The organism is Streptomyces aculeolatus (genome assembly GCF_020400605.1).
GTDB classification, from domain to species: domain Bacteria; phylum Actinomycetota; class Actinomycetes; order Streptomycetales; family Streptomycetaceae; genus Streptomyces; species Streptomyces aculeolatus.
In genome coordinates this window covers 197746-212369 of record NZ_JAINRD010000007.1, presented here as the reverse complement: position 1 = coordinate 212369, position 14624 = coordinate 197746, and the positions used below count along the sequence as shown (strand labels likewise).

Below are 14624 nucleotides of genomic sequence, written 5' to 3'. Positions count from 1 at the left end.
CTTCGCTTCATTCGACGAGACGTACGGAGAAGAGGTCCTCCGGGTCGGGCAGGAGGTCGATGTCTTCGGGGTCGATGGACCAGTCGCCGCCGTCGCATTCGAGCTCCAACGGCGGCGGCTCGTCCCGGTCTTCGTCCCGGTCTTCGTCCCGGTCCTCGTCACGGTCCTCGTCTCCGCCACCGCCTTCGTCGCCGCCCTCGGGCTCCTTCAGGTCACACCGGGATTCGAGCACTGCCGTCGCCGTGGCCTCGGAGCGCTTGCTCTCCGTACCCGGTACGAGCGTGTCGCCCACGGCCTCCCTGTTGCGTACCGTCACCGTGAAACCGTCGTCCGGGTCGTACACGCGGTCGCAAGCCGTCGTGTCGGCGTCGTTCTTGGCGGCGAAATCCTGCGCCGCGGCGCAGGCGGACCCGTACTCGAAGCCCTCGCCTCCGAGGAGGTCGTCCCACGAGTCCGGGTCGAGGAGCGTGTCCAGCAACCCCTCCGACAACTGCTCGCGCGCGTCGTGGGCGGCGGCCAGCGCGGCGGCATCGGCCGCCCCCTGGGCGTAGTTGCGGTGCGCCACGGCTTGGCCTACGGCGAAGTACGCGACGGCCAGGAAGAGCAGTCCGCCGATGGCCGTGATGTAGAGGGGAAATGCCTGCCCGGCATCGGACCTCAGGGCAGCTTGTCGATCTGCGCCTTGATCTTGCTGAGGATCGTGTCCCCCAGCCCCGATTGGATGAGTACCAGCACGATCACCACGGAGACCGCGATGATTCCCAGATACTCCACCGCTGTCTGCCCCCGATCGCGCTCGCGGCCGCGGCGCAGCCGCTGGGTGGCGGCCAGGGACCTCAGCAGCACGTCGTTGGGTTTCCACATGCGGTCTACCTCCGGAGTCGGACAACGCGGCCGTTGCCGTCGGTCCGTAAAGCCAATTGTGGTGGGTAACAGCGGACTTGGCGTCAGGAACGGTCATTTTCCGTCCTCCCCCTCGCCGCCCGCCTTACACCTGCGGCGGCCCGCGCCGCAGCGCGTCCACGTGCGCAGCGTAACCGGCCGCTCGCCGACTGTCCCACACACCCCTCGCGCATGCGAAGAGGGCGGAGCGGAATACGCCGGGATGTCCGCCTGCCGGGTGGTGTCGGGCGGTCCGGGTACCGTCGGCGCATGACGAGACTTGCCACCGTGTTCATCCCCCAGTTCCCTCCCGAGCAGCTTCGAGCCGTGGCCCGGGCCGCCGACGAGGCCGGGATCGACGAGTTGTGGGTGTGGGAGGACTGCTTCTACGAGAGCGGGGTCGCCACCGCCGCCGCCGTGCTCGCCTGGACCGAGCGCGTGCACGTCGCCATCGGGATCCTGCCCGTGCCGCTGCGGAACGTCGCGCTGGTCGCCATGGAGGCCGCCACCCTGCACCGGCTGTTCCCCGGACGGGTGACGCTCGGGGTGGGGCACGGGGTGCAGTCGTGGATGGGGCAGGTCGGGGCGCGGGCCGCCTCGCCGCTGACGTTGCTGCGGGAGCACCTGACCGCGCTGCGCGCGCTGCTCGCCGGGGAAGAGGTCACCGTCGACGGGCGGTACGTCAAGCTCGACGGCGTCGGGCTGGCCTGGCCGCCGGCCGCCGCGCCGCCGGTGTTCTCCGGGGGTACGGGGCCCAAGACGCTGCGCCTGACGGGAGAGTCGGCCGACGGGACGATCCTCGCCGGGGGTGCCTCGCCCGAGGTGGTGCAGGAGGCCACCGAGGCGGTACGGGCCGGGCGGGAGGCCGCCGGGCGGGGCGGGGAGCATCCGCTCGTCGCCTCGATCCTCGTCGCGACCGGCCCCGGCGCCGAGCGCCGGCTCGCCGAGGACGCCCGCCGGATGGGCTGGGATCCCGCCGCGGAGGCGCATGTCGCCGGGGACGCGGCGGCGGTCGCGGCCGCCGTGGACCGCTGGGCGGCGGCCGGGGCGACGACAGTGGTGCTCCAGCCGACGGCCGACGAGCCGGATCCCGTGGCCTTCGTGCGGTGGGTGGCGGAGGAGGTGCGTCCGCTGGTGTCGTAGCGCCGGCACGGCAGTCCCCCTCCGCTACTCGGTCAGCACGCCGAACTCCGAGCCCGACCCCAGATACACCGCCGTCACCAGCAGGATGATCGTCGCCGGCACCATCAGGCTCGTGATCAGCAGAGTCGCCTTCGGGATGGCCCGGGACGCGCGGCGGCGCGCGTTCTGGGCGTCGGTGCGCCGCTGGTCCGTGGCGATCTGTATCAGTGTCTCCACGATCGGCGCGCCGAGGTCCTCGCCCTGCTGGAGGGCGGTGACGAACTGGGCGACCTGCTCGGAGTCGTTGCGGCGGCGCAGCTCCTCGAACGCCTGGCGGCGCGAGACGCCCATGTCCATCTGGCGCAGGGTGATGCGCAGTTCGTCTGCCCAGGGGCCCGAGTAGCGTTCGCTGACGCGGTCCAGCGCCTGCCGGAAGCCGAGCCCCGCGCTGACGACCACGGCGAGGACGTCGAGGAAGTCGGGCAGCGTGCGTTCGATGACGTCGCGCCGTTTGCGTACGGCCGCCCAGATGCCGACCTCCGCCCAGCCGTAGCCGAAGGCGGCCAGCATCAGGGCGCCGGCCCACTGGCCGGAGGAGAGCAGGGTGAGCGCGCCGCCGTAGCCGATGGCGGCGTAGACGGCGCGGCGGGCGGCGTAGCGGTCGATCGTCAGGCCGCCGGGGTTGCCGGCGCGGTCTATCTTGCGGCGCTTGTTCTCCACCGCCCGCCGGCCCATCAGCTTCAGCACCAGCGGCGCGAACCGCATCCCGAGCCGGTCGATCAGCGAGCCCACGGCGGTGGTGCGGGTGGCGCCGATCTCCAGGGCCACCTGGAGGTCGCTGGGGAGCTTGACCTCGGCGCGGTAGACGCGGATGCCGCTGAGGACGCCGAAGACGGCGAGGCCCACGGCGGCGGCGAGGAGCAGGCCCAGGGTTCCGTATTCCATGTGAGTCCCCGGCCCTTCAGACGTCGATCTTCGCGAGCCGGCGGATGAGCAGGATGGCCAGCGCGTACAGCCCGACGGCCGTCAGCACCGCGCCCTGGCCGAGCGGCGAGGAGCCCATGCGCTCGATGGAGCCGGGCATCACCTGGTCGGTCAGCAGCAGCGTGCCGATGCCCATGACGGGCACGGTGTACGCGGTCAGGGTGACCTGCGAGAGCTGGGTACGCACCTCGCGCCGGGTCTCCTTGCGGTCGTTGAGGGTGCCGGTGAGGTTCCGCAGGGAGCCGACGACCTGGCCGCCGGCCTTGTTGGAGAGCACCAACGTGGAGACGAGCACGGACAGCTCGCGCGACGGCAGCCGCTCGGCGAGGTCGCCGAGGGCGTCGTCGAGCGCCACGCCGACGGCGAGCTGGTCGGTGACCTTGGTCAGCTCCTCGCCGGCCGGGGCCTCCAGTTCCTCGGCGGCTATGCCCAGTGCGGTGCGCAGGGCGAGGCCGGCCTGGGTGGCGTTGGCGAGGATGCGGGAGAGGTCGGGGAGCTGGTTGATGAACGCCTCGATGCGCTTCTGCCGCTGCCAGTTGAGGTAGGCGTGCGCGCACCACAGCCCGATGAGCCCGGAGATCGGGCCGAAGAACGCGGCGAACAGCGCGTCGGCGAGCAGCCAGAGCACGGCGACGCCTCCGAGCGCGTACACCGTGAATTCGCCCGGTGTGACGTCCAGCCCGGTCGTCGCGATGCGCCGCTCCAGGTACCGGCCGATCCGCGTCGGCCGCACCCGCCGGTCGACCTCCGCGAAGCGGCGCCGGGGGCGGCGGTCGCCGGCGTCGGAGAGCCGGTCGAGCAGTTCGGCGCGGCGGGCGCGGCCGGAGGCGTAGACGGCGACGCCGCAGACGGCGAGCGCACCGGCGAGCAGCGCCAGGCCGACGACGAGTGCGAACAGCTGCTGGCGGTCCATCACCTCGCCTCCCGTGTCTGCAGGTGCCGCTCCGACGGCGCCACCCCGAACGCCGGGGGGACGGGTTCGCCGGCGTAGAAGAGGCGGTCGCCGGTGCGCCGCGGCAGCGGCGAGAACTCGAACTGGCCCCGGACGATGCGGTCCGAGCTGATCGGCAGGGCGCGGAAGCGGCAGACGGACACCAGTTGGTAGACCTCCCGGCCGCGGGACGACAGCATCACGATCTCGTCGATCTTGCGGGTGCCGTCGGTGTGCCGCGCGAGCTGCACGATCACGTCGACGGCGGAGTTGATCTGGTCGCGCAGCGCCTCGAAGGGGACCTCGACGTCGGACATCGACGCCAGCGTCTGCAGCCGCATCAGCGCGTCCTCGGCGGAGTTGGCGTGCACGGTGGCCAGCGACCCGTCGTGGCCGGTGGACATGGCCTGCAGCATGTCCAGCGTCTCGCCGCCGCGGACCTCGCCGACGATGATGCGGTCGGGGCGCATGCGCAGCGAGTTGCGTACGAGGTCGCGGATGGTGATCCGGCCCTTGCCCTCGACGTTCGGCGGGCGCGACTCCAGCCGGATCACGTGCGACTGCTGCAACTGCAGCTCGGCGGCGTCCTCGACGGTGATGATGCGCTCGTGCTCGGGGATCAGCCCGGACAGCGAGTTCAGCAGGGTCGTCTTCCCGGCGCCGGTGGCGCCGGAGACGATGACGTTGAACTTCGCCCGGACCAGGCCGGAGAGCAGCAGCAGCATGTGCTCGTCGAGGGTGCCGAGGCCGATGAGCTCGGCCAGGGTGTACGAGCGCGGGAAGCGGCGGATCGTCAGCGTCGGCCCGGTGAGGGACAGCGGCGGGATGATGACGTTGACGCGCTCACCGGTGGGCAGGCGGGCGTCGACCATCGGGGTCGACTCGTCCACGCGGCGGTTGACGGTGGAGACGATGCGTTCGATGGTCTGCATCAGCTGTTCGTCGGAGGCGAAGCGCAGCGGCAGTTGCTCGACGCGGCCGGCGCGCTCGACGTAGATCCGGTCGGGGCCGTTGACCATGATCTCGGTGACGCTCGGGTCCTCCAGCAGCGGTTCCAGGATGCCGAGCCCCAGCGCCTCGTCCACGACGCGGCGGATGAGCTGCGAGCGCTCGGCGGTGGAGAGGACCGGGCCCTCGCGGCTGAGGATGTGGCCGAGCACCCGCTCCAGCCGGGCGCGGCGTTCGGCGGGCGACAGCGCCGACATCTCGGCGAGGTCGATCTCCTCCAGGAGCTTGGCGCGGTAGGTGGGGACGAGGGTCTCGCCGTGGCCTTCGGTGGTGTGGTCGGGGGTGGTGATACGGGACCGCAGGCTCATCGTCAGTCCTCCCCCCGCGGCATGGTCGAGCTGCGCTCCACCGAGCCGAAGTTGCCGATGCCCGGGATGACGGAGGGGATCTCGACGCTGGCGGTGACGGTGACCTCGCCGCTGCCGGAGGAGACCTCGAAGCCGGCGTCCAGCCAGTCGCTGATCGACGCCTCGCCGGCGGCGCCGGCGGAGGACGGCGGGTCGTCCAGGGATTCCATGCGGGCGGCGGCGCGGGCGGCGGTGCCGGCCTGGGAGGCGGTGTAGGCGGCGAGGCCGAGTTGCACGGCGGCGAGCGCGATGAAGATGAGCACGGGCAGGAAGCCGATGTACTCGACGGCCACGGACCCGCGGTCCCCTCGCCGGGGCGGCGAGACCGGGGAGGCGCCTGCGGCGGACGAGCGGTGCCGTCGCCTGGCCGGGCCGGCCGGCGGGGTGCCCGCCTCCTGCGCGCAGCGCCCGGCCTGGCCGCCGGGCCGGCCCGGCGAGACCTCCGCCACCGGCGACGCGCGGAGCCCGGCACCAGCAGCCACCCGGTCCCGTGACCCGGGATCCTCGCGCCAGGCCGGCCCGGCCGGCGGGGCGTCCGCCTCCGGCGCGCAGCGCCCGGCCTGGGCGGCACGCCGCGCCGGCGGGCCGGCGGGCCGGCGGCGGGCAGGCGGCTTCCGGCTCCCGGCCGGACCCGGCGCCCCGCGGAGCGTGCTGCGCACCGTCAGCCTCCCTCGTCCGTCGCGCCCGCGGTGCCGCTGACCGTGAACGGGAAGTCCAGCCCGCCCGGGAAGAGCACCGGCACCTTCAGGTCGACGGTGGCGGTCGTGACGCCGTTCGACGTGCCGACCGACACCGAGGCGTCCCAGGCGTCCGGCAGGTCCTCCTCCGCCGCGGCGGCGGGGTCGTCGCCGACGGCGGCGGCGCGTGCGGCCATGTCCGCGGCGTTGCCGGCGAGCGAGTACGTGTAGCCGACGAGGACGAACTGCCAGACGACGACGAGGACCAGCGCGATCAGCGGCAGCATCCCGGCGAACTCCACCGACACCTGCCCCCGGTCCCCCCAGCGCCGCCCCCCGCGGCCGGGCCCGGGCGCGCCCGGGGCGCCGGGCGGCAGCGCCGGCTTGGCGCCGGGCGGGGCGACCTGCGGTGCGGGCCCCGCGCCGCGGCCGCCGGCGGCGACGGCGCCCGGACCGGCGCCCGCGCCCAACGCCCGCTGTGCGGCGCCACCGAGCGCCCCCGGGCCGCCGGCCGCACCGGCGCCCGGCCCCGCTCCCGCACCCGGACCCGCCTGGTCCGGCACCACCGTCAGCCCCAGCTCCCCCGCCACCGCCCACAGCGCCTGCCGGACCGTCGACTTCTGCTCCAGGTCCTGCAGCCGCCCCGCGTCCACCAGCGGCTGCAGCTCCTTGAACGCCGCCGGCACCGCCGTCCGCGCCACCGTCGTCCCGGTGGCCCGCGCGATGATCGACGGCTGGATCTCGGTGTTCCTGGTGAGCCGGTTGACCAGCACGACGGTGTCCTCCGCCTTGCGGATCTGCAGCCGGTCCCACAGCCGCAGCATGCGCTTCGCGCCGCGTACGGAGATCACGTCCGGCGTCGTCACCAGCAGCGCGACGTCGGCGAGTTCGACGGCCGCGGCGTTCGGCGTGGTCACCTGGCTGCCGCAGTCGAGCACCACCACGTCGTAGCGCGACCGCAGCGCGCTCAGCGTCTGCCGCGCGGCCCGGTCGTCGACGTCCTCGCCCCGCTCGCCCTCCGAGGGCGCCAGCAGCAGGCCGAGGCCGGTGTGGTGGGTGAAGACGGCGTCCTGGAGCACGCGCGGCGAGATGTCCTTGATGCCCGCCAGGTCCGCGACCGAGCGGCGGAACTGCACGTCGAGGTACGAGGCGACGTCCCCGGACTGCAGGTCCAGGTCGGCCAGCGCCACGTGCCGCCCGGCGGCCCGCGCGGCGAGCGCGAGCTGCACCGCGGCGACCGTGGTGCCGACGCCGCCCTTCGCCCCGCTGACGGTGACCAGCGTGCCGCCGGGGCCGCCGAACGCCTCCGGCCCCGTCGCGGCGCCGAGGTGCCGCCGGACGCCACCGCTCCACTGCGCGGCGGCCTGCACCCGGGCGGCCAGCTCCTCGTACGCGAGCGGCAGCCCGACGACGCCGCGGGCGCCGGCGTCCATGGCGGCGGAGTAGCCGGCGGGCGAGGTGTCGGCGGTGACGAGGACGGTGCCGACGGCGGGGAAGCGCAGCGCGACGTCGCGGATCAGCTCCAGCGCCGGCACGGGCCCGATCCGCTCGTGGACGAGGAGCACCTCGGGCAGTTCGGCCACGCCGGTGCCGGCGAGCGTCGCGAGGTGGTCGAGCAGCGCGACGGAGTCGCCGATCGGCGCGGCGGGCTCGGCGTCGGGCAGCTGGTGGAGCAGCGAGACGGTGGCGCGGGCGGCGTCGGGGTCGGCGATGACGGGCTGGATGCGTACGGTCATGGCCGCCGGCCTCCTTCCGCCGCGCAGGTGGGCCGGGCGGCGGCCCCTCGCCGGATGCGGATGGTCATGTGCGGCCCCTCACCGGTCCTCGTCGAGGGTGTACGTGCGGTCCTCGGGGGCGATGTCCGCGTCCTCCTCGCCGGGGGCGACCAGCGCGAGGCGCACGTGGGTGGCGAAGGACTCCGCGTACGCCACGCGCTGCGCGTCGGAGGTGGCCAGGGCGAAGGTGATGGGCACGGCCTCGCCCTCGTCGGCCCGGGGGTCGTCGTCGCCGGTGCGCTCGATCGGCGTCAGCTCGCCGACGTCGATGACGCGGGCGCCCGCGACGATCACCTGGGAGACAGGCTTGTCGCCGTCGCCCTGGGCGTCGAAGGTGGCGAAGATGTTGACCCGGGCGCCCGGGGTGATCTTCCCGGCGACGCCGGTGGAGGCGTCGATCATGATGGCGATCTCCTGCTGTCCGGGCTCCAGTTCGGGGCGGCCGCTGACCATGTCGCTCTGCAGCAGCGAGCCCTCCTTCAGCGGCGTAAGCGCGACCTTCCCGGCCAGCTCGTCCGGGTCGGTGACCGCGGTGTCGGGCAGCCAGCGCTTCGGCATGGTGGTCTTCTCGTACTGGTCGGCGCCGAGCGGCTCGTACGCCTCGACGTCGGTGGTGAGCCGGTACGCGGTGGCCTCGTCGCCGACCTTGGACTCCACGTCGCTGACGAACGCCAGCACGCCGGCGAAGGCGCCGAGTGCGACGAGGACCGACAGCAGGACGAGGATGATGCCGCGACGCTGGCGTGAGTTCATCGACGGGACCTCAACGGTTGATCTCGGGGGGTGACGGTATGGCCGCGCCGGCGGCGGGCCGGTGCGGCGGCTGCGCTGCGGACTGCTGCGGCGGCGGCTGCGCCACGGGCGGGGGCGCGCCCTGCGGCGGCACGGCCTGCGGCATGGACTGCGGTACGGCCTGGGACACGGCCTGCGGCATGGCCTGCGGCACCGCCCGCGGCGGCGCGGGCGACGGGGCGGCGGGGCCCGGGGGCACCGGGGTGGCGCACAGCAGGCACCGGTCGCCGATGATCTCCAGCCCGCACCACGAGCAGCGCGCCCGCTGCACCGACGCCACCAGCCGGCTCAGCACCAGCGGGTCGGTGATCCCGGCGGCGAACTCGCACACCTTCTCCGTCGCCCACCACGGCGCGGACGCGGCCGGCAGCGGCGCCATCTCCATCGCCTGCACCCGCCAGCCGGCAGCCAGTTCGCCGGTGACCCAGGCCGCGTCGGCCCGCCCGGAGGCGTGCACGAGCCCGGTGGCGAAGTCGGGCCCCGGCGGCACGGGGTCGCGGCCGATCCGTACGAGCTGGGGGCGGGGCGCGGCGAGGACGGCGAACTGGGCGCCGGGCACCCAGGAGCGGGCGTGCGCGCCCAGGGTGACCGGCACCCGGTCGAGCTTGGCGACGCTGCCGAGCACCGCGCCCGCGTGGATGTAGTGCGTGAGCAGCCGGGCGGCGGTGGCCAGTACGCCGGCGCCGAGGTCGGCGGTGGACAGCTGGAGCAGCTGGCGGGCGATGACGGCGACGGCCAGCGGCGGTAACGGCAGCGGGATCAGCGCCATCCGGTCGCTCTCCAGCACCGACCGCACGGTGTGCAGCCGGCGGACGACGGCTGCGGGTGCGGCGGCGGGGTGGAGCACGACAAGGAAGCCGTGCTGTTCCAGCACGGCGGACACCTCCGCCAGCGCCTCCTCCAGGGGCTGTTCCCGCGGGTGGCGGAGCGCCATCACCGTGGGCCCCGGGAGGCCGGGCGGGCCCTGCCGGCCGAGCGGCCCGTGCCGGCCGGGGGCGGGGAGCACGAGGTCGGGGCTGGTGACTGCGATGGCTGTTGGCACGTCGGGCGTCCCCCCACCGGTCTCAGACACGCTCTGAGCACCATAACCGGGACGTGGGCTGCGGAAACACCTTTTGTGCAAAGAGGGTTGGGGGTGCGCGGCGGCCGGCCGGGGACCGGGCGGACGCGGCCCTTCCCCGTGCGCCTCCCGTACGGGAAGACTTGACACCCGCATTGGTCTGGACCAAGTTGTGCGGCGCACACCCTGCACCGAGCCGCACCATCCCTGCGCCGTACGCACCCGCCACCGACTACCCCGCACGGTCCCGCTCCTCACGCGCTCCCCCGATACGGAGGCCCCCGTGTTCCGAGCACGCAGACCCAGCCAGCCCCGCACGGCTCACGCCGTCCCCACCACCCGCAGGCCCTTCGCCCGCAGGTCCTTCCGCCGGCTCGCCGTCGCCGCGGCCGGCGGCCTGATCGCCACGCTCCTCGGCGCCCCGCTGGCCGCGAGCGCCGAGCCCAACCTCGTCCAGAACCCCGGCTTCGAGTCCGGCCTCAGCGGCTGGACCTGCTCGGGTACCGCAGGCACCACCGTCGCCACCCCCGTGCACTCCGGCACGGCGGCGCTGCGCGCCACCCCGGCGGGGCAGGACAACGCCCGCTGCACGCAGAGCGTCGCCGTCAAGCCCAACTCCGCGTACCAGCTGAGCGCGTGGGTGCAGGGTTCGTACATCTACCTCGGCGCGAGCGGCACCGGCACCACCGACGTCTCGACCTGGACCTCCGGGGCGTCCTCGTACACCGAGCTGAAGACCGGCTTCACCACCGGGCCGAACACCACCTCGGTGACGGTCTACACCCACGGCTGGTACGGCCAGCCCGCCTACCACGCCGACGACATCACGCTCACCGGCCCCGGCGGCGACCCGGGCACCATCCCCGCCGCGCCCACCGCGCTCGACGTCACCGGCACCGCCGCCCGCTCCGTCTCGCTGGGCTGGTCGCCGGTCACCGGCGCGACCGGCTACAACGTCTACCGCGACGGCACGAAGGTCCTCAGCACGAGCGGCGCCTCCGCGACCGTCACCGGGCTGACGCCGTCGACCGCGTACCAGTTCCAGGTGACCGCGACCAACGCCGCCGGCGAGTCGCCGAAGTCCGCGGCCGTCACGGGCACCACCGCGCCCGACAACGGCGGCGGCCCCGGCGTGCCGAAGCACGCGGTGACGGGCTACTGGCAGAACTTCAACAACGGCGCGACGGTCCAGAAGATCCGCGACGTCAGCAGCCAGTACGACATCATCGCCGTCGCCTTCGCCGACGCGACCGCCACGCCGGGCGCGGTGGCCTTCAACCTCGACTCGGCCGGGCTCGGCGGCTACACCGTCGCCGAGTTCAAGCAGGACGTCGCCGCCAAGCAGCAGGCCGGCAAGTCCGTGATCATCTCGGTCGGCGGCGAGAAGGGCACGGTCTCGGTGAACTCCGCGGCTGCGGCCGTGAACTTCGCGAACAGCCTGTACGCGCTCATGCAGGAGTACGGATTCGACGGGGTCGACATCGACCTGGAGAACGGCGTCAACTCCACCTACATGACGCAGGCGCTGCGCCAGCTGTCGCAGAATGCGGGCCCCGACCTCGTCATCACGATGGCGCCGCAGACCATCGACATGCAGTCGACCGCCGGCGAGTACTTCAAGACGGCGCTGAACATCAAGGACATCCTCACCGTCGTCAACATGCAGTACTACAACAGCGGCACGATGCTCGGCTGCGACGGCGGCGTGTACGCCCAGGGCACGGTCAACTTCCTCACCGCCCTGGCCTGCATCCAGCTCGAAGGCGGGCTGGCGCCCTCGCAGGTCGGCCTCGGCGTGCCGGCGTCCACCCGCGCCGCGGGCGGCGGCTACACCGCGCCGTCCGTCGTCAACGCCGCGCTCGACTGCCTCGCCCGCGGCACGAACTGCGGCTCGTTCAAGCCGCCGCGGACGTACCCCGACCTGCGCGGCGCGATGACCTGGTCGACCAACTGGGACGCCACCGCGGGCAACGCCTGGTCCAGCGCCGTGGGACCGCACGTGCACGCCCTGCCCTGACCGGCCGTCCGCGGCCGGCCGCCTCCCGCACTGCCGGCCGCGCCGACGGCCCCGGCCCGCCCGCCCGGCGCAACCCGGGCGGGCGGGCCCTTTTCCTACCGGGGCACCGACCCCGCTACCAGGGCAGGTCCCTGATCTGCTGCACGCACAGCACGATGAAGAGCAGCCCGGAGACGGTCAGCAGGGAGTTGCTGAGTGCGCCGTTGCGCCACTGCCGCGGCGTGCGGTCGGTGTTGAGCAGCCACACCAGCGTCAGCGCGAGAAACGGCATGAAGAACGCGCCGAGCACGCCGTACGTGATGACGATGGCGAACGGCTCGTCGAGCCAGAGCAGCGCCATCGGCGGGAACGTCAGCCACAGCAGGTACGCGCGGAACGGCAGCGACCGCTCGCGGCTGCCGGCGGCCACCTCGCGCGCGCTGCCGTCGCCGGCGCCGCGCCCGCCGCGCACGTTCTCCACGAAGTCCGCGAAGAGCAGGCTGACGCCGTGCCAGACGCCGATGAGCGAGGTGAACGAGGTGGCGAAGAAGCCGACGAGGAAGAGGTTCGCGGTGGCCGGGCCGTACCGCTCCTGGAGGATGTCGCCGAGGTCGACCAGGCCCTTGTCGCCCGACTCCAGCGAGAGGTTCGTGGAGTGCAGCAGCTCCGCGCCGACGAGCAGCATCGCGACGACGAAGATACCGGTGGTGATGTACGCGACCCGGTTGTCCAGCCGCATCACCTTCAGCCAGCCGATGTCGGTCCAGCCCTTGGCGTTGACCCAGTAGCCGTACGCGGCCATGGTGATCGTGCCGCCGACGCCGCCGATCAGGCCCAGGGTGTAGAGCAGCGAGCCGTCGGGCAGCGTGGGCCACAGTCCGGCGAAGGCGTCACCGGCGTTCGGGGTGACGCGGACGGCGACGTAGACGACGACCACGAACATGACGCCGACGAGGACCGTCATGACCTTCTCGAAGACCGCGTAGCGGTTGAACCAGACGAAGGCCAGCCCGACCAGGCCGGTGAGGATGCCCCACACCTTCAGGTCCGGCCCGTCGGGGAAGAGCGCCACGAGCGGCAGCGCGGAGGACGACATCGCGGTGGCGCCGTAGACGAAGCCCCAGACGACGACGTAGATCGCGAAGTAGACGGAGGTCCAGACGCCGAGGGTGCGCCAGCCCTCGAACAGGGTGCGGCCGGTGGCCAGATGCCAGCGGCCGACGGCCTCGGCGAGGGCGACCTTGACGACGCAGCCTATGACGGCGGCCCAGAGCAGGGTGTAGCCGAATTTGCTGCCGGCGAGCAGCGTGGCCACCAGGTCCCCGGCGCCCACGCCGGTGGCGGCGACGACGATTCCCGGCCCGATGTAGCGCCACTTGGCCTTTCTCATCTCCGGCGGTGCGGACGCAGGCCCGGTGCGGTCAGCCATGAGCGGCTCCTTCGCAGCTCGTCCCCCCTGCGATCTCCGGCATTGAAAGGGATCCGCGGAGGGCCGCACAAGAGGGCGTACGCGACGGAACACACCTGCGGGCACCCGGCGTCCTCTTGACCTGACCACGCCAGGTTCAGAACCATTGACGCGCACCACAGCCCCACACGACACGACGTCGCCATGCACCACCCCACACCCTCCACATCCAGGAGCAGGCATGCGACTACGCATTCGGTCGGTGACCCTGACCGCGGTGCTCTCCCTCACCGCAGCCGGCGCGCTCAGCGCCGCCGGCGCGGAGCCCTCCGACGGGCCGGCGCGGACGGGCGCGACGAGCGCCGCGCAGGCCCAACCGGACGAGCAGATCCGCCAGTACGAGATCGCGGGCCAGACCGGCCGCGAGGCCCGTACCCGCCTCGCCGCCACCGGCGTGTCCGTCGACGAGGCCCGCGACCACTCCGTGGTCGTCTCCGCCGACGGCGCCCAGGCCCGGCAGCTGCGCGCCCTCGGCTACCGGCTGGAGCAGCTTCCTGCCCCGCCGGCCCGGCTCGCGGGCGAGCCCCCCACGACGCTCGACTTCCCGCCGGCCGACTCCGGTTACCACAACTACGCGGAGATGACCGCGGAGATCGACCGGATCATCGGCGAGCAGCCGGACCTCGTCAGCAAGCAGGTCATCGGCACCTCGCACGAGGGCCGCGACATCGTCGCGGTCAAGATCAGCGACAACGTGAGCGCCGACGAGGACGAGCCCGAGGTCCTCTTCACCCACCACCAGCACGCCCGGGAGCACCTGACCGTCGAGATGGCGCTGTACCTGATGGGCGAGTTCGCCGACGGCTACGGCACCGACCAGCGGATCACCGACGTCGTCGACGGCCGGGAGATCTGGATCGTGCCGGACCTGAACCCGGACGGCGGCGAGTACGACATCGCCACCGGCGCGTACCGCAGCTGGCGCAAGAACCGCCAGCCGAACTCCGGCTCCAGCGCGGTCGGCACGGACCTCAACCGCAACTGGGACTACCAGTGGGGCTGCTGCGGCGGCTCCTCCGGCAGCCCGTCGAGCGACACCTACCGCGGCAGCGCCGGCGAGTCGGCCCCGGAGGTCAAGGTCGTCGCCGACTTCGCGCGCAGCCGGGTCGTGGGCGGCGAGCAGCAGATCACCGCGGGGATCGACTTCCACACGTACAGCGAGCTGGTGCTGTGGCCGTACGGGTACACGTACGACGACACCGCGCCGGGGCTGACGCAGGACGACCACGACGCGTTCGCCGCGGTCGGGGAGAAGATGGCCGCGAGCAACGGCTACACGCCGCAGCAGTCCAGCGACCTGTACATCACGGACGGGTCGATCAACGACTGGCTCTGGGCCGACCAGAAGGTGTTCAGCTACACGTTCGAGATGTACCCCGGCTCGGCGGGCGGCGGCGGGTTCTACCCGCCCGACGAGGTCATCGAGCGGGAGACCAGCCGCAACCGGGACGCGGTGCTGCAACTGCTGGAGAACGCCGACTGCATGTACCGCTCGATCGGGAAAACTTGCTAAACACAGTCTACTAGGGGTTGATCGATGACGGGAGCAGTGTGCTGGCGTTAGCTGTCACGGGTTCCCGTC

13 protein-coding genes are annotated in these 14624 nt (G+C 73.2%); 3 read left to right on the top strand and 10 right to left on the bottom strand.

The genetic code is table 11. The annotated features are described in order from the left end of the window. Positions 1–7: 7 nt before the first annotated feature. Together LG396_RS15360 and LG396_RS15355 are read right to left on the bottom strand one after the other, a co-directional pair. A complete protein-coding gene (locus LG396_RS15360) occupies positions 8–661 on the bottom strand; it encodes a pilus assembly protein TadG-related protein (protein ID WP_225795251.1) in 654 nt (217 codons plus the stop codon). Beyond that, on the bottom strand, positions 658–864 hold the full coding sequence (locus tag LG396_RS15355; protein ID WP_018834569.1) for a hypothetical protein: 207 nt from the start codon (positions 862–864) through the stop codon (positions 658–660). The genes LG396_RS15360 and LG396_RS15355 overlap by 4 nt, the downstream gene beginning before the upstream one ends. A 288-nt stretch (positions 865–1152) precedes the next feature. Here LG396_RS15355 and LG396_RS15350 point away from each other — a divergent pair, with 288 nt between their 5' ends. Next, a complete protein-coding gene (locus LG396_RS15350) occupies positions 1153–2025 on the top strand; it encodes an LLM class flavin-dependent oxidoreductase (protein WP_225795185.1) in 873 nt (290 codons plus the stop codon). Between the two features lie 24 nt (positions 2026–2049). On the opposite strand, the gene LG396_RS15345 is transcribed toward LG396_RS15350, so the two are convergent. The 7 genes from LG396_RS15345 to LG396_RS15315 form a co-directional block, all read right to left on the bottom strand. Continuing rightward, positions 2050–2949, bottom strand: a complete 900-nt coding sequence (locus LG396_RS15345; protein ID WP_225795184.1) for a DUF5936 domain-containing protein — start codon at positions 2947–2949, stop codon at positions 2050–2052. 16 nt (positions 2950–2965) lie between these two features. Continuing rightward, complete coding sequence (locus tag LG396_RS15340) at positions 2966–3901, bottom strand: type II secretion system F family protein (protein WP_130457042.1); 936 nt, start codon at positions 3899–3901, stop codon at positions 2966–2968. Further along, positions 3901–5235 (bottom strand): TadA family conjugal transfer-associated ATPase, encoded by a 1335-nt coding sequence (locus LG396_RS15335; protein WP_018834573.1) that lies wholly within the window; start codon positions 5233–5235, stop codon positions 3901–3903. Before LG396_RS15335 ends, LG396_RS15340 begins: the two co-directional genes overlap by 1 nt. 2 nt (positions 5236–5237) lie before the next feature. Beyond that, the gene (locus LG396_RS39710) at positions 5238–5933 is read right to left on the bottom strand and encodes a TadE family protein (RefSeq protein ID WP_308190107.1); all 696 of its coding nucleotides are present in this window, start codon (positions 5931–5933) and stop codon (positions 5238–5240) included. A gap of 2 nt (positions 5934–5935) precedes the next feature. After that, positions 5936–7687 (bottom strand): CpaE/TadZ family protein, encoded by a 1752-nt coding sequence (locus LG396_RS15325; RefSeq protein ID WP_225795183.1) that lies wholly within the window; start codon positions 7685–7687, stop codon positions 5936–5938. 78 nt (positions 7688–7765) lie between these two features. Then, positions 7766–8479, bottom strand: a complete 714-nt coding sequence (gene cpaB / locus LG396_RS15320; RefSeq protein ID WP_018851648.1) for a Flp pilus assembly protein CpaB — start codon at positions 8477–8479, stop codon at positions 7766–7768. A 10-nt stretch (positions 8480–8489) separates the two neighbouring features. Beyond that, positions 8490–9524 carry a hypothetical protein gene (locus LG396_RS15315; RefSeq protein ID WP_037740425.1) on the bottom strand — a complete coding sequence of 345 codons (1035 nt, stop codon included), beginning with the start codon at positions 9522–9524 and terminating at the stop codon, positions 8490–8492. 337 nt (positions 9525–9861) lie between these two features. Here LG396_RS15315 and LG396_RS15310 point away from each other — a divergent pair, with 337 nt between their 5' ends. After that, a complete protein-coding gene (locus LG396_RS15310; RefSeq protein WP_225795182.1) occupies positions 9862–11595 on the top strand; it encodes a chitinase in 1734 nt (577 codons plus the stop codon). 115 nt (positions 11596–11710) lie between these two features. Here the strand turns inward: LG396_RS15310 and LG396_RS15305 are convergent, their stop codons facing one another. Further along, positions 11711–13003 carry an Nramp family divalent metal transporter gene (locus tag LG396_RS15305; protein ID WP_225795181.1) on the bottom strand — a complete coding sequence of 431 codons (1293 nt, stop codon included), beginning with the start codon at positions 13001–13003 and terminating at the stop codon, positions 11711–11713. A gap of 220 nt (positions 13004–13223) precedes the next feature. Here LG396_RS15305 and LG396_RS15300 point away from each other — a divergent pair, with 220 nt between their 5' ends. After that, positions 13224–14555 carry a M14 family metallopeptidase gene (locus LG396_RS15300; RefSeq protein ID WP_225795180.1) on the top strand — a complete coding sequence of 444 codons (1332 nt, stop codon included), beginning with the start codon at positions 13224–13226 and terminating at the stop codon, positions 14553–14555. Positions 14556–14624: the final 69 nt, after the last annotated feature.

Coding starts and splice junctions, on each gene's coding strand:
- LG396_RS15355 (WP_018834569.1), bottom strand. CDS start 864: ATGTGGAAACCCAACGACGTGCTGCTGAGGTCCCTGGCCGCCACCCAG.
- LG396_RS15350 (WP_225795185.1), top strand. CDS start 1,153: ATGACGAGACTTGCCACCGTGTTCATCCCCCAGTTCCCTCCCGAGCAG.
- LG396_RS15345 (WP_225795184.1), bottom strand. CDS start 2,949: ATGGAATACGGAACCCTGGGCCTGCTCCTCGCCGCCGCCGTGGGCCTC.
- LG396_RS15340 (WP_130457042.1), bottom strand. CDS start 3,901: ATGGACCGCCAGCAGCTGTTCGCACTCGTCGTCGGCCTGGCGCTGCTC.
- LG396_RS15335 (WP_018834573.1), bottom strand. CDS start 5,235: ATGAGCCTGCGGTCCCGTATCACCACCCCCGACCACACCACCGAAGGC.
- LG396_RS15325 (WP_225795183.1), bottom strand. CDS start 7,687: ATGACCGTACGCATCCAGCCCGTCATCGCCGACCCCGACGCCGCCCGC.
- cpaB (WP_018851648.1), bottom strand. CDS start 8,479: ATGAACTCACGCCAGCGTCGCGGCATCATCCTCGTCCTGCTGTCGGTC.
- LG396_RS15305 (WP_225795181.1), bottom strand. CDS start 13,003: ATGGCTGACCGCACCGGGCCTGCGTCCGCACCGCCGGAGATGAGAAAG.
- LG396_RS15300 (WP_225795180.1), top strand. CDS start 13,224: ATGCGACTACGCATTCGGTCGGTGACCCTGACCGCGGTGCTCTCCCTC.